The sequence below is a fragment of the Patulibacter americanus DSM 16676 genome, from assembly GCF_000420025.1.
GTDB lineage: Bacteria > Actinomycetota > Thermoleophilia > Solirubrobacterales > Solirubrobacteraceae > Patulibacter > Patulibacter americanus.
Window position 1 is genome coordinate 19,646 of record NZ_ATUD01000003.1, and the last position, 15,721, is coordinate 35,366.

Consider the following 15,721-nt stretch of genomic DNA (forward strand, 5'->3'; position numbering starts at 1 on the left):
CCGCGTGTCCCGTATGTCGAATTCATCCACCACCCGGCGCCGTGGCGTCCGGACGCTCGGGCTCCTCGCCGCGACGTCCGCGCTCGCCGCCGGTGTCCCCTCCCTCGCTTCCGCAGCGGACGGCACCACCGTCCTCCGCTCGCAGGCACAGATCGTCAAGCCGCAGATCGTCGGCGGCAGCCAGATCCAGGTCACCCGCGCGCCGTGGCAGGTCCTGATCGAGGTGCGGACGCCCCGCCCCGGCGGCGGCGTCTCCATCGGCCTCTGCGGCGGCTCCCTCGTCGGCGACCGCCACATCGTGACGGCCGCCCACTGCACCTACGACGGCGACAACCAGCCGAAGAACGACCTCACCGAGTACACGGTCTACTCCGGCGTCTCGGACCGATCCGACCTGCCCTTGGGCGAGCCGGGCGACAACGTCCAGCAGCGCACGGGTGCCCAGATCGCGTCGGTCACCCGCCACCCCGGCTACGTCTCGCCCGGCGACCGTGGCACCGTCGCCCAGTTCGTCAACGACGTCGCCGTCATCACGCTCGCCACGCCGCTCGTGCTCGACCCGAGCACCCCGAGCACGACCCGTCCGATCGCCCTGCCCGCCGCCGGCCCGAACCCCGGCACCGGCACGAACGTCTTCGTCTCGGGCTTCGGCCTGCAGGCCGACGGCACGAACGACCCGAACGCCGCGCCGAACGGTCACCTCTACGGCCTCGACACCGCGCTGGTCGACGCGGCCGACGCGGCCGGCCCGTACAACGCCCTCTACCTCGTGACGCAGAGCGGCAACGGCTCGACCTGCTCCGGCGACTCGGGCGGCGGGCTCGTCCAGGGCGAGACCCTCGTCGGTGTCGTCTCCTCCGGCGCCCGCTGCGGTGTCGGCGAGACCGGCAACTTCACCGCGCTGACGGCCGGCGAGAACCTGACGTTCGTCCGCAACGTCGTGTTCGGCGAGGCCAACCCGATCCCGCGCGCGCCCATCGGCGGCTCGGAGATCACGGTGCGCGCCCCGGCGTCCCCGCAGGTCGGCGACCAGTTCGTGTGCTCCCCCGGCGGCTGGGCCAACGACCCGTCGTTCACCTACGCGTTCACGGACACGGTCTCCGGCGCGCTGCTGCAGAACGGCCCGAGCGGCACCTACACGGCGACCGCCGGCGACGTCGGTCGCCGCGTCTCCTGCCGCGTGACGGCCGTGACCGCCGGCGGCGTCGGCGTCTCGCTGCCCACGCAGCCGGCGCCCGCGATCCGCGCGCTCCCGGTGGCGGCGCCGAAGCCGACCCCGAAGCCCAAGCCGAAGCCGAAGCCCGATCCGGCCCGCCTGCGCGCCACGGTCGTCTCCGGCTCGTCCACGGTCAAGCAGGGCAGCCGCGTCGCCTTCCGGATCACGGTCCGCAACACGGGTGACGTCGCGGCCAAGTCGGTCCGCACGTGCGTCCGCGTGAACTCCCGGTTCTCCGTCGTCTCGCGCGGTGGGGCCAAGCTCACCGGTGGGCGCCTCTGCTGGACGACCTCGTCGCTGAAGTCGTCGACCACGAAGCGCTTCAGCCTCCGTGCCGACCGCGACGCCAAGGTCGGCCGCGTGGCGACGACGGTCAGCGTCACCGCTCCGTCGGTCCGCTCCGCCTCCGCCCGCCGGGTCGTGACGATCGCGCGCCGCGCGACCGCCGCGGCCCCGGGTGGCGTCACGGGCTGAGCCCCGCAGGCCGGACCGGGCGCGTCGCGTCCGGCCCGGCCCCCGCCCCGGACGGCTCCGGGGCATCCTCGAGCGCCCTCCATCCGGAGGGCGTTCGTCGTTGTCGGGCTAGCGGACGGTGATCCGCACGGGCGTGCCGGGCGCCGTCCGGGTGCGCAGCCAGGAGACCGCGTCGTTCGAGATGCGGACGCAGCCGTGCGAGGCGGCGGCGCCGAGCGGGGCGTCGAGAATCGACTGCGGTCCGCGGCCGTGGATCGCGACCCGTCCCGGCCCCCCGCCGTAGTTCTTCAGGACGTTCGAGAAGGCCGTGAGGTGGATCGCCCAGGGGCCGAGGAAGTCGCGCGGGCTGTTCTGCTTCGCGATCTCGTAGACGGCGAAGAGCCCGGTCGGCGTGGGCGTGGCCGGCGCGCCGATGACGCCGCGGACCCGCGCCCGCAGCCGGCCGCCCTCGTAGGCCGACAGCGACCGGTCGCCGAGGCGCATGCGGAGGTACCAGCCCGTGTGCTCGATGGCGACGGCGTCGGCCGGCACCCAGCCGCGCGCCTCGTTCGGACGGATCGGCAGCAGCACCTCGAGCCAGGCGCGACCGTCGGCGTCGAACCGGGCCTGCTGCACGGACAGTCGCGTCGCGTTGCCCGTGTGCATCGAGGTGGTCCCCGCCGTCCATACGCGCCGCCGGCTGCCGGGGCTCGCGACGACGGCCGTCTCCTCGAGGATCTTCGCGGTGTAGCCGCCGCGCTCGACGGTCGGCGCGACGCGCGGAACGCGGACGCCCGGGGGCAGTGGGGCGCCTTCGAGGCGCTCGGCGAGGTCGAAGCGCTCGGCCCCCGCGGCGGTCGCGGTGCTCGCGGCCCCGCCCGCGAGCGCGAGCGCGACGGTTCCGACCGTGAGCATGCGGGACGGGCGCGCGCGGGACGACACGCCGAGACGGTACCGCCGGGCGGGGCCGCGCCGCGCCGTCCACTCCCCGTCGCCCGGGCCGTCCCTCCGCGCCGTCCCCGGCGCGCTGCTCAGATCGCGCGGCCGGTCTCGTCCTGCAGGCGCTCGCCGCGCGTGCCCCGGCGGGCGGGCGGGACGATGACCGTCGACAGGTACGGCCCGCGCTTCTCCGCGTCGTCGGCGGCCCGCGCGACCTCTTCTCCCTGCACGCCCAGGTGCTCGCCGTAGATCGCCTGCTCGAGCCGGCCCTCCTCGGCCAGCACCTCGCGCACGCGCGGCATGTGGCGCCCGCCCTTGTAGGCCACGACGGTGTCCGAGCTGCGCAGCGCGGCGCGCAGGACGTCCTCGCCGGCGGTGAGCGGGAGGAGCGTGAGCGACTCGTTGCCCTCCGTGAGGATCGCCCCCGAACGCGCCGCGAGATCCTGCATCGCGGTGATCCCCGGGATCGTCTCGACGACGACGTCCGGGAGCATGCTGCGCACGGTGTGGGCCATGTACGTGAACGTGGAGTAGACGTTGGGGTCGCCCAGGGTGCAGAAGGCCGCGGTCCCGCCCTCGCCGACGACCGCGGCGATCGCGGTGCCGGCGCGGTCCCAGTTCTCGTGCCGCAGCGAGGCGTCGCGCATGTTGAACGTGATGCGCTCGATCTTCGCCGGGTCCACGTGCGGCGCCACGACGTGCTCGGCGCGCCCCGTCTCGCCCGCCGCCTCGGTGACGGGGACGAACACCCGGTCGGCGCGCTCGAGGGCCCGCAACGCCTTCAGGGTCAGGTGCTCCGGGTCGCCGGGACCCACGCCGATGCCGATCAGGACGCCGCTCATCCGCCCATCCTGACGGCGCACGGGACGGCGCGTCGGGCCGGTCGGCGGCGGCGCCGCGGCGGGCGACGCGGGCCCGCGTGGCGGGGTTGGGGCGAGGTCGGCTCAGCGCTCGTCGAGCTCGAGCCACTTCTGGACCTGCACCGGCCGCCACGCCTCCAGCGCGTCCAGCATCGCGGCCGGGTCGTCCTCGCGCACGATCGCCTTGCGGTGCTCCGGGTGCAGGAACCCGGCGGCGACCGCGTGCTCGAGGAACGCGTCGAGGGGACGCCAGTAGCCGGCGCTGTCGAGCAGCCCGACGGGCTTGTCGTGGATCCCGAGCTGCGTCCACGTCGCGACCTCGACGAGCTCCTCGAGCGTCCCCAGGCCGCCGGGGAGCGCGACGAACGCGTCGGCGCGCTCGGCCATCAGGGTCTTGCGCTCGTGCATCGACCCGACGACCACGAGCTCGGTCAGCCCCCGGTGGGCGACCTCGCGCTCCTCCAGGTGGGCGGGGATGATCCCGACCACGGTGCCACCGGCCGCCAGGGTCGCGTCGGCGACGGCGCCCATCAGGCCGGTGCGGCCGCCGCCGTAGACCACCCCGATACCCCGCTCGGCCAGCAGCGTGCCCAGCGCCCGGGCGGTCTCGGCGTGGGTGGGGTCGTCCCCCGGGTTCGAGCCGGCGTAGACGCAGATGGAGCGGAACGGCATGCCCCGATCGTGGCACCCGGCGCCGCGACGCGCCCGCCGGGGCGACTGCCCGCCCGTCCGCGTGCGGACGGCGGCGCGGACGGCGGCGCGGCCTCAGCCTTCGGCGTCCGGCGACGCGAGCGCGCGGCGGCGGATCTCCCGCAGCTCGGCCGCCAGGCGGCGGCGACCCTCCGCGTCGAGGTGGCCCGTGGTGCGCTCCTCGTACTCGCGCGCCAGGATCCGGGCGCGCGCCAGCAGCGCCTCGCCCTCCGGCGTCAGGTGCACGCCGATCGCGCGACCCGGTCCGGGATCGGGGTCGCGACGCAGCAGCCCGCGACGGCAGAGCGTCTCGACGTGGGAGACCATGCTCTGCGGTGTGACGTCCAGGCGGCGCGCGATCTCGGCCGACGGCAGGCCCGGCGCGCGGGCGACGTGGTTGAGCACGCCGAACTGGCGCACGGTCAGGCCCTCGCCGGCCATGAGCTCGGTGAACCCGAGCTGCAGGTCGTGCGCCACCCGCCCGATGAGGTAGCCCAGGACGTCGTCGAGCGGGAAGGGGTCCTCGGCGGCCATGCGGTGCCCCGCAGGCTAGACGGCGCTCCGGCCGACCGGTTGGAGCCCGGGGCCCCGGCTGGTAGCGTGGCGCCCATGGACCATCAGGCTCCTTATGGTTCGGCGCCCCCGGCGTCGTCGCACTCCCCGAGGCCGGCGTCGCCGTCCGTCCGCGGCGCGCGCCCGTCGGGGGGTGCCCCGTGCGGCGCCTGACGGACCGCGTCCTGCACCACCGCCGGCTCGTCGGCGCGCTGTGGGTGCTGCTCGCGCTCGTGGGGGCGTGGGCGGCCAGCGGGATCGGCGACGCGCTCTCCCGCTCCTTCGACGCCCCGGGGCGCCCCGCGTTCCAGGCCAACCGCGAGATCGTCCGGCAGTACGGCAACGGCGGGCTCGTGGCGCCGATCGTGCTCGTCGCCGCGCCCCGCGACGGCCGGGCGAGCGACCCCGACGTGCGCGACGAGCTGCGCCAGGCCGTCGAGCGGGTGGCCGAGGCCGTGCCGCGCTCACGGGTCGCGCTGCCGACGGGTGCGACGGGCGAGGGCCTCGTCTCGCGCGACGGCCGGACCGCCGCGGCCCTCGTCCTGCCGCCGGTCGGCCGGGCCGCGCCCGACGAGAACCCCGAGGCGCTCGCGGCCGCGCGTCGCGCCGCGAAGGAGCAGCAGGTCGGCGGCGCCCCGCTGCGCGTCACCGGCATCGAGGCGCTGTCCGACGACTCCGGTGGCGGGGGCGGCATCGGCCTGCTCGCCGAGACGCTGCTCGGCGGGCTGGGCGCGCTGATCGTGCTCGCGTGGGTCTTCGCCTCGCCCCTCGCGTTCGTCCCCCTGCTCGTCGCCGCCGTGTCGATCCTCACCACCTTCGCGCTCCTGCGGCTCCTGGCCGCGGCGACGGAGGTCTCGTTCGTGGTGCAGTTCCTCGTCGGGCTGATCGGGCTCGGGGTGGCGATCGACTACTCCCTGCTCGTCGTCTTCCGCTGGCGCGAGGAGCGCGCGCGGGGGCTGTCGGGCGACGACGCGATCGTCGCCGCGATGGGCACCGCCGGCCGCGCCGTCGCGGTCTCGGGCCTGACCGTCGCGATCGGCCTGCTGGCGCTCGTCGTCGTGCCCGTCCCGTTCATCCGCTCCATCGGCTTCGGCGGGCTGCTGATCCCGATCGTCTCGGTGGTCGCGGCGCTGACGCTCCTGCCCGTGCTGCTGGCCACGGTCGGGGAGCGGCTCGACCGCCGCTACTCCCGCCGGCACGCGGGACCCGAGGCGGCGCAGGGCGGCGCGGGCTGGACGCGGTGGTCGCGGTTCGTGGTGCGGCGGCGCTGGGCCGCGGCCGTCGCGGGGCTGCTCTTGCTCGGCGTCCTCGCGGGCGTCGCGACGACCCTGCGGCCGGGGCAGCCGTCCGTCGACGCGCTGTCCTCCGGCGGCGAGGCCCGCACCGCACTGACGCGGCTCGAGGACTCCGGCCTCGGCGCCGGGATCCTGACGCCCGTCGAGGCGCTCTCGAGCGCCGAGACCGGACCCGACGTCGGCCGGCGCCTGCGCGAGGTCGACGGCGTCGGTGGCGTCGTGGCGCCGACCGGCCCGGAGTGGCAGCGGGGCGAGACCACGGTGCAGCTCGCGCTGCCCCGGGAGGACTCCGCGGCGGACGAAGGCCGCGCGACGCTGGACCGGATCCGCGAGGTGGGACCCGAGGCCGGCGCCCGGATCGGCGGCCCGGCCGCCCAGGACCGCGACCTCACCGACGCGATCTACGCGTCGTTCCCGCTCATGGTCGCGCTGATCGCGCTCATCACGTTCGTGCTGCTCGCCCGCGCCCTGCGCTCCGTGCTGCTGCCGCTGAAGGCCGTGCTGCTCAACGTGCTCTCCGTCGGCTCCTCCTTCGGCATCGTCGTGCTCGTCTGGCAGCAGGGGTGGGGCTCCGAGCTGATCGGCGGCGTGCCCGCCACCGGCTCCATCACGACGTGGGTCCCGCTGGCGATCTTCGCCTTCCTCTACGGCCTGTCCATGGACTACGAGGTCTTCATCCTCAGCCGGATCCGCGAGGAGTACGACCGCACGGGGGACACGGACGAGGCGGTGATCGCCGGGCTCGGCCACACGGGACGGCTCGTGACCAGCGCCGCGCTCATCCTGTTCCTCGCGTTCGTCGCCCTCGGCGCGGCGCCGAACACCGAGATCCGGATCCTCGCCACGGGCCTCGCCGCGGGCATCCTGCTCGACGCCACGGTGGTGCGGGCCCTCGTCGTCCCCGCGCTCGTGACGCTCTTCGGCCGCGCGAACTGGTGGATGCCGGCGCGGTTGGAGCGCCTGCTGGGGCACCGCCGGGGGTAGGGCCTCTCGGGCTGGCGGGCGGTCCCGGCGCCCCGGTCGGCCGGCCCGGCCGTCGGCCAGCCGCAGCGCCGTCGGCCAGCCGTGGGGCCTGGGCCGGCCGCGCCGTCAGTCCGCGGCGACGGCGGCGCCGGCCGGTGGCACCGCGTCGTGCTCCGCGGCCCGACGCTCCGCCGCGACCCGGCGGCCGTAGTACACGGAGCCCGCCAGGCCGAGCAGGGCCGCGGCGAGGATCGGCGCCATCGCGTGCTGGGTGGTCGACGCGCCGCCCGTCCCGTCGCCGATCAGGCGGCCGATGACCAGGGCGGCGAGCACGGAGGCCGAGAAGCCGCCGCAGTTCACGAGCGCCGCCGCGGCCCCGCTGGCGGCCGGCGGCGCGGCGCGGCGGGCGAGCTCGAAGCCGATCACGGATGCGCCCGCGCCGACGCCCGTCAGCGCCAGCGCGCCGAGGAGCACGCCGCGGGGGACGGTGCCGCCGGGCCAGAGCAGCAGCACGAGCCACGCCGCGGCGGAGACGGCGGGGAAGACGAGGGCGGCGATCCGGCCGCGCCGGGCGTCGTCGCCGATCAGGAGCCCGACGAGGGGGCTCGTGACCACGAACGCCAGCGAGCCGACCAGGAGGAAGCTCGCGGCCGAGGCGCGCGTCATGTCCTGCGTGCCGGTCAGGTACGGGACGCCCCACACCGCGCCGCAGACCATGAACGGCGTGAGGGTCGCCATGTGCACGAAGAAGCCCTGGCGCGTGGCCGGGCGCCGCCACGCGTCGGCGAGCGTGCGGCCGATCGGCTCGTGCCGGATCGCCTCGGGGACGGGGGTGTCGCCCGCGGCCGCGGCCCTTCGCCGGCGTCGGGGCCCTGGCCGGTCCTGCACGAGCGTCAGCGGCACGACGACGAGCACGGCCGTGACCCCGGCGAGCCCGAGGAACGTGCCGCCCCAGCCCAACGTGGCGAGACTGGCCTCGAGCGGGACCGTCGAGACGAGCTGCCCGAAGGCCCCGGCGAGGCCCGTCAGCGCGGCGAGCAGCGACTGCAGCCGCGAGGGGAACCACGCGTGGGCGAGCCGCAGCACGTTGAGGAACGTCAGGGCGTCGCCGATCCCGACGAGCGCGCGCCCCGTCAGCCCGAGGCCCATGGAGTGCGCCACGCCGAAGAGCAGCTCGCCCGTGGCCATGAGCGCCAGGCCGATCGCGAGCGTGCGGCGCGGGCCGAAGCGGTCGGCGAGCAGCCCGGCCGGGATCTGCATCGCCAGGTAGAGGACGAGCTGCAGCGACGTGAAGATCGCCAGGGAGCCGACGGGCACGTCGAACCGCTCCGCCGCGTCGGACCCGGCCACGCCGAGCGCCATGCGGTGCAACATCGCGACGAGGTACGCGACCGCGCCGACGCCCCAGATCCACCACGCGCGGCGGAGCGATGGGCGCGCCGCGACGGAGGGATCGACCGAAGCTTGCATCGTCAAACGTTGTACCAGCCGTCCGTGGCGGCCGGTGTGCGCCCGGGTCGCAGGCGACCGCGGTCCGCCGTCGGCGTCAGGCGGTGGGGGAGAGGTGCTCGTCGAGCACCCGGCGCTGCGTCGGCCGGGCCGCGGCATAGCGGTCGCGACCGTCGTCGGTGATCTGGGCGACGACGCCGCGGCGGTCGTTGCTGCACATGCAGCGCAGGACGAGGCCGTCCTTCTCCAGCCGGCCCACGACGCGCGTCGTGGCGCTCTGGCTCAGGTGCACCGCGTCGGCGAGCTCCTGGATGCGGCGCTCGTCGTCACCGGCCTCGGCGAGCCGCTCGAGGACCTCGAACTCGCTGACGGAGAGGCCGTGGCCGTCCTGCAGCTCGCGCTCCAGCGCGCACGTCGTCTCGGCGTGCTCGGCGAGCAGTCGGCGCCACCGTTCGACGGTCGGATCGGGTGCCATGACCGCCAGAGTGTAGCGCCGCTGCGGGTATCGATGCGTTCACAGCTTCTGCACACGCATTGAATGCGTCTGCATATACTTCCGCCGCATGGCATCTCCTCCTCCCGCACCATCGGGCCGCGTCGGCAGCACGAACGACGCCGCCCGGAACCCGTCCTCCGCGTCGTCGCCGCCCGGCGGCGACGCGGGCAACGGCCCCGGCCACCCCGCCCACGTCACCGGCGAGCACTGGGACGCCCGCGTCTGGGCCGCGCTCATCGTCCTCTGCGGCGCCCTCTTCCTCGACGGCCTCGACGTCTCCATGGTCGGCGTCGCGCTGCCGTCCATCGCCCAGGACCTCGACCTCGCGCCCGGCACGCTCCAGTGGGTCGTCTCGGGCTACGTGCTCGGCTACGGCGGCCTGCTGCTCCTCGGCGGTCGCGCCGCCGACCTGCTCGGCCGCCGCCGCGTCTTCCTCGTCGCGCTGGCCGTCTTCGCGGTCGCCTCGCTGCTCGGCGCGCTCGTCGACGACGGCACGCTGCTGATCGCGACGCGCTTCGTGAAGGGCGTCGCCGCCGCGTTCACCGCGCCCGCCGGCCTGTCCATCATCACCACGACGTTCGCGGAGGGCCCGGCCCGCAACCGCGCGCTCTCCATCTACGCCGCGTGCGGCGCGAGCGGGTTCTCCCTCGGCCTCGTCTTCGGCGGGCTGCTGACCGAGCTCGGCTGGCGCTACACGTTCCTGCTGCCCGCCCCGATCGCGGTCATCCTCGTGGTCGTCGCCGCCCGCACGATCCCGCGCGACCGGCCCGACGACACGCAGCACAACCACTACGACCTCGCGGGTGCGGGAACGATCACCGGCGCGATGCTGCTGCTCGTCTACGCGGTCGTCGAGGCCCCGGCGCAGGGCTGGCTCGACCCGGTCACGCTCGGCACGTTCGCCCTCAGCGCCCTGCTGCTCGCCGCGTTCGTCCGCATCGAGACGCGCTCGGCCCACCCGCTCGTCCGCCTGGGTGTGCTGCGCGCCGGCCACATCGTGCACGCCAACCTCGGCGCGATGGTGGTCTTCGGCTCGTACGTCGGCTTCCAGTTCCTCGGCACCCTCTACCTGCAGGACGCCCTGGGCTGGTCGCCGCTGGAGACCGCGCTCGCCTTCCTGCCGGCGGGCCTGCTGGTGGCCTTCGGCGCGCCCCGCACCGGCGCACTGGTCGACCGCGTCGGCACGGCACCCGTGATCCTCGCCGGACTCGTCGCGTTCGTCGGCGCCTACGCGCTGTTCCTCCGCGCGGATTCCTCGCCCTCCTACGTCGTGACCCTCCTGCCGACGATGCTGCTGCTCGGCATCGGCTTCGCGCTCTGCTTCCCGGCGCTGAACATGCAGGCCACCGCGGGCATCGCGGACGACGAGCAGGGCCTGGCCTCCGGCCTCGTCAACACGAGCTTCCAGCTCGGCGGCGCACTCGTCCTCGCCCTCGTCACCGCGGTCGTCAGCGGCCGGACGGAGGGCGGCAACCAGGCCGCCGGCGTGCTCGACGCGCTGACCCCCGCCACGCTGCTCGTCGCCGGCGTCGCGCTCCTCGGCGTGCTGGCCACGGTGATCGCCCTGCGGCCCCGGGCCCGCGCGGCGGCCGCGCAGGCCGGGGTGGCCGCGGGCGCGGCGGACTGACGAGCGGAGTCGCCCGCTCAGCCCCCGGCGGACGCCCGCACGAACCGCGCCGCGGCCCCCGGGAACGCCGCCCAGTGCGTGTGCAGGTAGCTCGCGTGCACCGTCGGGGTGGCCATGCCCTCGCTCCGCTCCCGCCCGCGCGAGCGCAGGGCCCAGGCCGGCGGGTCCGTCGTCTCGGGCGTGACGGTGGAGTAGTGGAACTCGTGGCCGCGGACGGCAGCGCCGGCCTCCCACAGCGGGGAGTCCGCGCCGGCCGTGGCCTCGCGGTAGCCCAGGGTCAGGCGCTTGCCCAGCCGGCCCTCGCCGGGCAGCACGCCGCACATCTCGTGGCCGTCCAGGCTGCGGCCGAGGTAGAGCAGGCCGCCGCACTCCGCGGCGATCGGCCGGCCCGCCGCGGCGTGCGCGGCGACCGCGGCACGCATCGGCGCGTTCGCGGCCAGTGCCTCGCCGTGCTCCTCCGGGAACCCGCCGCCGAGGTACAGCCCGTCCGTGCCCTCGGGCAGCGCGGCGTCGCCGAGCGGGTCGAAGGGGACGAGCTCGGCGCCCGCGGCCCGCAGCAGCTCGAGGTTCTCCGCGTAGCGGAACGTGAAGGCCGCGCCGGCGGCGTAGGCGACGACGGGGGCGGCGCCCGTGGCGGCGTGGCGGACGGGGTCGGGCACGGCCGCCAACGCCCGCTCGCCCCGCGGCGCCGAACCTGCGCCCGCGGCCCGCGCGGCCGTCCCGGCGTCGGCGGCCAGTGCGGCCACCGGGTCCCAGGCCGTCGCGTGCAGGTCGGGAGCGCCCCGGGCGATGCGGTGCAGCGCCTCGAGGTCGCAGCCCTCCGCGATCCGCTCGGCGAGCACCGCCTGCGCCCCGCGGGCGCGGGCGTCGCGCTCGTCGACGGGCACGAGCCCCAGGTGGCGCGACGGGGTCTCGACGCGCTCGTCGCGGGTCAACGCGCCGAGCACGGGCACGCCGATGGGCTCGAGCGCCTCGCGCAGCAGGTCGGCGTGGAAGCTCGAGCCGACCTTGTTCAGGATCACCCCGGCGATGTCGACCCCGAGGTCGTAGTGCTTGTAGCCCAGGACGAGCGCCGCGACCGAGCGCGCCATGGACGCGGCGTCGACGACGAGCACGACGGGGGAGCGGGTGAGCTTGGCGACGTGCGCGGTCGACGCGAGCTCGCCGCGGCCGGAGGCGCCGTCGTAGAGCCCCATCACGCCCTCGACGATCGCGAGGTCGGCCGGGGTCCCGTCCGCGCACGCGTGGGCGAGCAGCCCGGGGACGAGCTCCGGTCCCGACAGGAACGCGTCGAGGTTGCGCGCCGGGCGCCCCGTCGCGAGCGCGTGGTAGCTCGGGTCGATGAAGTCCGGCCCGACCTTGGCGCCCTGCACCGTCAGGCCTCGGGCCGTGAAGGCGGCCATCAGCCCGGACGCGACGGTGGTCTTGCCGGCCCCCGAGGTGGTGCCGGCGATCACGAGGCGAGCGGTCACCGGGCGGACCGTATCCCTCGCCGGTGGCCGCCCGTCGGCCGCCCGTCGGCGCGCGATACTCGCGCCGTGCCCGTCGTGCGGATCGTCCCCAACCTCCACGCGGAGGACCCGAGCGTCGGTCGCGGGTTCTACGCGGACGTCCTCGGCATGGAGGTCGTCATGGACCACGGGTGGATCACGACCTTCGCCGTGCCGGGCGACCAGGGCGTGCAGCTGAGCGTGATGGCCGACGACGCCTCGGCCCCCGTCGCGCCCGCCGTCTCGATCGAGGTGGACGACGTCGACGCGGTCCACGCCGAGGCGGTGCGCCGCGGCCTGGAGATCGTCCACCCGCTGACGGACGAGCCGTGGGGCGTCCGGCGGTTCCTGCTGCGCGATCCGACCGGCGCCGTCGTCAACGTGCTCGGCCACCCGTGAGCCCGATCGCCGTCCGTCCGCTGCGCCCCGACGACCGCGAGGCGTGGCGCGCGCTGTACCGCGGGTACGGCGACTTCTACGCGCGGCCGAAGTCCGACACCGACCTCGACGCGCTCTGGGCCCGCACGCAGGGTCCGGGCGCCGAGATCGAGGTCTTCGTCGCCACGGACGCCGGCGACCGCCCGATCGGCCTCGCGCACGTCCGGGAGTTCGCGTGGCCACTCGCGGGCACGACGGGCCTCTACCTCGACGACCTCTTCGTCGACCCGGAGGCCCGGGGGACGGGGGCGGGCCGGGCCCTGCTCGCGCACCTGCGGGTCCTCGCCCACGAGCGCGGCCTCGGCGTCGTCCGCTGGATCACCCGCGACGACAACGCCACGGCCCGCGCGCTCTACGACAGCGTCGCGACGGCGACGCCGTTCGTCACCTACGACATGGCACCGGCACCGGAGAGCTCCGGGACGGCCTGACCGAGGGGGAACGTCACGCCGGTGAGCTCCTCCGAGACGGTCCACAGGCGCCGCTGGACCTCCGCGTCGTGGGAGTCGGGGCTCGAGGTCACGAGCTTCGGGTAGCCCCGGATCTCCCGGCGGTCGTCGGGGCCGTAGTACTGCCCGCCGGCGACGGCCGGATCGGTGGCGGCGCGCAGGGTCGGCAGGGCGCCCATCTCGGGCTTCTGAGTGAAGAAGGGGGCGAGCCAGGTGATGGGCAGGCGGAACACGGCGGGCGTGTTGCGGGTCAGCTCCGTGTTCGACATGCCGGGGTGGGCGGCGACCGCGACGGTGGTGCCGTGCGCGGCGAGCCGGCGCTGCAGCTCGTACGTGAACAGCAGGTTGGCGAGCTTGGACTGGCCGTAGGCGCCCATGCGGCTGTACGAGCGCTCCCACTGCAGGTCGTCGAAGTGGATGGCGGCCCGGATGCGGTGGCCCGTGCTGCTGACCGTCACGACGCGGGAGCCGGGGACGGGCAGGAGCTGGTTCAGCAGCAGGCCGGTCAGGGCGAAGTGGCCCACGTGGTTCGTGCCGAAGTGCAGCTCGAAGCCGTCGGCGGTGGTCTGCTTCGGGGGGTACATCACGCCCGCGTTGTTGATGAGGAGGTCGATGCGCGGGTGGGCGGCGCGCAGGTCGACGGCCGCGGACCGGATCGAGTCCAGGGACGCCAGGTCCAGGGCCTGGACGGTGACGTCGCCCGCGATGCGGGCGGCGGCCTCCCGGCCCTTCTCGACGTTGCGGACCGCCATGACCACCGTCGCCCCGCGTTCGGCGAGCATCCGCGCCGTCTCGAACCCCAGCCCGGTGTTGGCGCCGGTGACGATCGCCACCCGCCCGTGCTGATCGGGGATCTCGTGTGCTGTCCAGTCGTTGCTCATGCCGCTTCTCCTAACGAACCATCGGTCTGTTCTGCTCCGGACAGTAAGAGACCGGCGGTCCGCTGTCAAGGGACCGGTGGTCTGTAGCTAGGATGCGGGGGGTGACGTTTCAGCGGGCGCGCAGCGAGGAACAGCGGGAGATCCGCCGCCGGGCGATCCTGGACACGACGGCGGCCATGCTCGCCGAGATGCCCGTGGCCGCGGTGACCCTCAACGAGCTCAGCCGGCGGGTGGGCCTGGCCAAGTCGAACGTCCTGCGGTACTTCGAGTCGCGCGAGGCGGTGCTGCTCGAGCTGCTGGACGTGTTCCTGGGGACCTGGCTCGCCGAGCTGGCGGACGACCTGGACGCGGGCGTCGAGGCCCGGGCGACGCCGGAGGTGCGGGCGGGGCAGCTGGCCGACGTCCTCAGCCGGTCGCTGGCGGAGCGGGTGGTGCTCTGCGACCTCTTCGGCGCGCAGGGCGGCGTCCTCGAGCACAACGTCTCCGTCGAGGTGGTCAAGCGGCACAAGCGTGCGTCCCTCGCGCGGCTGACGACGATGGTCGACCTCGTGCGCCGGCACCTGCCGGAGCTCGGCGACGGCGTGCAGCGGTTCTGCCTGATGAGCCTGGTCTCGGCGGGAGCCCTGTCGGCGTACGTCCCGCCGCCGCCCAGCCTCGTCGCCGCCTACGCGGAGGAGCCCGCCCTCGGCGTGCTGGAGCTGGACCTGCAGGCCGCCCTGCGGAACTCGTTCACCGCGACGCTGGTGGGCGTGCTGCCGCGCGACTGACCCGCGGCGCCGGGACCTCCCCGGGGTCAGTCCATCCGCCAGGGCGAGGACACGACCGGTGCCTGCGCCACCGCCTCCTCCGTCACCCGGTCCGGGCCGCTCGAGCGCACGCCGGGGCCCCACAGGACGCCGGGGACGGGGTCGGCGAGGTGCTCGCCCGTGCGCGGGTCGGTCCCGTGGTCCGGGACGATCGCGAGCGTGGCGCCGAGGTCGAGCACGACGGCCGCCAGCGGGGCGATCAGGTCGCGGTCGATCTTCTGCATCTCGAGCCGCTTGGCCTGCGGGTCGCGGGCGTGGGCGGCCTCGTCCGGGCTGCCGACGTGGACGACGACGGTGTGGATGCCGTCGCGCAGCAGGCTCACGGCGGCGCGGGCCTTCGCGGCGACCGACGTGCCGGGGCGGCCGGTGGCGCCGGCGGGGTGCACGGTCGCGGCGCCCATGAGCCGGGCCACCCCGGCCATCGTGGAGCGGGGCGCGCAGACCACGACGGTGTCCTCGTCGAGGATCGGCGGCGGCTCGATCCCGTCCGGCCACAGCTGGAAGCGGGGGAGGTCGTCGGGGTCGTGCGTTCCGGCGACGCCGTGGGCGGAGCCCAGGTCGTCGAGATCGAGGCGGCGCGGGAGCGTCGGGGTGCGGTGGCCCCAGACGAGGAAGCGGTGGGCGGAGAGGTGCTCGACGTGCAGCGCCTCGTCCAGCCCGCGCAGCAGCGTGAGGGCGCTCGGCGCGAGCTCGGGCCAGGGGCGGCCGTCGTCGTGGCGCACGTCGACGCGGTGGACGACGGCGCCGCGGGGCTCGTCCAACCCGTGCGCGGCGGCGTCGATCCGCCCGCGGGAGACGACGCCCGTCGGTGCCCACCCCAGGAGGGTCGGCAGGCCGACCTCGCTGCCGGGCTGCAGACCCTCCGGCGTGGTCGCCACGCGGCGCACCGCTCCCCGGCGCGCGACGGCGTTCAGGGCCATCGGCTTGACGGAGGAGAGCGTCGTGCCGAGCGGACCCGGGCGCTCCGCCAGCCCGTCCGGGATCACGAGCACGCGACGCCCGCGCGTGTGGCCCGCCGCCTCGGCGCGCGCGGCCGCGTCGCGGTCCTCCGCGGCGTCGAGGTCGTCGGCGTCGTCCGGGGCGTCCCAGACGTCGGTGAGGCCGGCGGCACTCACCG

The 15,721-nt window shown here is 75.7% G+C and carries 15 protein-coding genes; 6 read left to right on the plus strand and 9 right to left on the minus strand.

What is annotated here, in order from left to right; all coding sequences use genetic code 11:
• Positions 1 to 13: 13 nt before the first annotated feature.
• Positions 14 to 1,690 (plus strand): serine protease, encoded by a 1,677-nt coding sequence (locus F593_RS0106460; RefSeq protein ID WP_022927942.1) that lies wholly within the window; start codon positions 14 to 16, stop codon positions 1,688 to 1,690.
• A gap of 108 nt (positions 1,691 to 1,798) precedes the next feature.
• On the opposite strand, the gene F593_RS0106465 is transcribed toward F593_RS0106460, so the two are convergent.
• The 4 genes from F593_RS0106465 to F593_RS22955 form a co-directional block, all read right to left on the minus strand.
• Positions 1,799 to 2,611 (minus strand): L,D-transpeptidase, encoded by an 813-nt coding sequence (locus F593_RS0106465; protein WP_022927943.1) that lies wholly within the window; start codon positions 2,609 to 2,611, stop codon positions 1,799 to 1,801.
• An 89-nt stretch (positions 2,612 to 2,700) separates the two neighbouring features.
• Positions 2,701 to 3,450 carry a precorrin-2 C(20)-methyltransferase gene (gene cobI / locus F593_RS0106470; RefSeq protein ID WP_022927944.1) on the minus strand — a complete coding sequence of 250 codons (750 nt, stop codon included), beginning with the start codon at positions 3,448 to 3,450 and terminating at the stop codon, positions 2,701 to 2,703.
• A 102-nt stretch (positions 3,451 to 3,552) separates the two neighbouring features.
• The gene (locus F593_RS22950) at positions 3,553 to 4,140 is read right to left on the minus strand and encodes an LOG family protein (RefSeq protein ID WP_022927945.1); all 588 of its coding nucleotides are present in this window, start codon (positions 4,138 to 4,140) and stop codon (positions 3,553 to 3,555) included.
• 93 nt (positions 4,141 to 4,233) lie between these two features.
• The gene (locus tag F593_RS22955; protein WP_022927946.1) at positions 4,234 to 4,692 is read right to left on the minus strand and encodes a MarR family winged helix-turn-helix transcriptional regulator; all 459 of its coding nucleotides are present in this window, start codon (positions 4,690 to 4,692) and stop codon (positions 4,234 to 4,236) included.
• A gap of 179 nt (positions 4,693 to 4,871) precedes the next feature.
• Between F593_RS22955 and F593_RS22960 the strand changes: the two genes are divergently transcribed.
• Positions 4,872 to 6,989 (plus strand): MMPL family transporter, encoded by a 2,118-nt coding sequence (locus F593_RS22960; protein WP_022927947.1) that lies wholly within the window; start codon positions 4,872 to 4,874, stop codon positions 6,987 to 6,989.
• Between the two features lie 105 nt (positions 6,990 to 7,094).
• On the opposite strand, the gene F593_RS22965 is transcribed toward F593_RS22960, so the two are convergent.
• Both F593_RS22965 and F593_RS0106495 read right to left on the minus strand, forming a co-directional pair.
• Positions 7,095 to 8,438 carry an MFS transporter gene (locus F593_RS22965; RefSeq protein WP_022927948.1) on the minus strand — a complete coding sequence of 448 codons (1,344 nt, stop codon included), beginning with the start codon at positions 8,436 to 8,438 and terminating at the stop codon, positions 7,095 to 7,097.
• Between the two features lie 76 nt (positions 8,439 to 8,514).
• Complete coding sequence (locus F593_RS0106495; protein WP_022927949.1) at positions 8,515 to 8,892, minus strand: MarR family winged helix-turn-helix transcriptional regulator; 378 nt, start codon at positions 8,890 to 8,892, stop codon at positions 8,515 to 8,517.
• Between the two features lie 88 nt (positions 8,893 to 8,980).
• Between F593_RS0106495 and F593_RS22970 the strand changes: the two genes are divergently transcribed.
• The gene (locus F593_RS22970; RefSeq protein WP_022927950.1) at positions 8,981 to 10,540 is read left to right on the plus strand and encodes an MFS transporter; all 1,560 of its coding nucleotides are present in this window, start codon (positions 8,981 to 8,983) and stop codon (positions 10,538 to 10,540) included.
• 17 nt (positions 10,541 to 10,557) lie between these two features.
• Here the strand turns inward: F593_RS22970 and F593_RS0106505 are convergent, their stop codons facing one another.
• Positions 10,558 to 12,012 (minus strand): cobyrinic acid a,c-diamide synthase CobB, encoded by a 1,455-nt coding sequence (locus F593_RS0106505; RefSeq protein ID WP_022927951.1) that lies wholly within the window; start codon positions 12,010 to 12,012, stop codon positions 10,558 to 10,560.
• A gap of 66 nt (positions 12,013 to 12,078) precedes the next feature.
• Between F593_RS0106505 and F593_RS0106510 the strand changes: the two genes are divergently transcribed.
• On the plus strand, positions 12,079 to 12,429 hold the full coding sequence (locus F593_RS0106510; RefSeq protein WP_022927952.1) for a VOC family protein: 351 nt from the start codon (positions 12,079 to 12,081) through the stop codon (positions 12,427 to 12,429).
• Positions 12,426 to 12,899, plus strand: a complete 474-nt coding sequence (locus F593_RS0106515; RefSeq protein WP_022927953.1) for a GNAT family N-acetyltransferase — start codon at positions 12,426 to 12,428, stop codon at positions 12,897 to 12,899. The genes F593_RS0106510 and F593_RS0106515 overlap by 4 nt, the downstream gene beginning before the upstream one ends.
• Here the strand turns inward: F593_RS0106515 and F593_RS0106520 are convergent.
• Positions 12,857 to 13,798, minus strand: a complete 942-nt coding sequence (locus F593_RS0106520) for an SDR family NAD(P)-dependent oxidoreductase (protein WP_022927954.1) — start codon at positions 13,796 to 13,798, stop codon at positions 12,857 to 12,859. The genes F593_RS0106515 and F593_RS0106520 overlap by 43 nt on opposite strands.
• Positions 13,799 to 13,899: 101 nt before the next feature.
• Here F593_RS0106520 and F593_RS0106525 point away from each other — a divergent pair, with 101 nt between their 5' ends.
• Positions 13,900 to 14,565, plus strand: coding sequence for a TetR/AcrR family transcriptional regulator (locus F593_RS0106525; RefSeq protein ID WP_022927955.1), 666 nt, complete (start codon positions 13,900 to 13,902; stop codon positions 14,563 to 14,565).
• Between the two features lie 26 nt (positions 14,566 to 14,591).
• Here the strand turns inward: F593_RS0106525 and F593_RS22975 are convergent, their stop codons facing one another.
• On the minus strand, positions 14,592 to 15,719 hold the full coding sequence (locus F593_RS22975) for an alkaline phosphatase family protein (protein ID WP_022927956.1): 1,128 nt from the start codon (positions 15,717 to 15,719) through the stop codon (positions 14,592 to 14,594).
• Between the last annotated feature and the right edge of the window lie 2 nt (positions 15,720 to 15,721).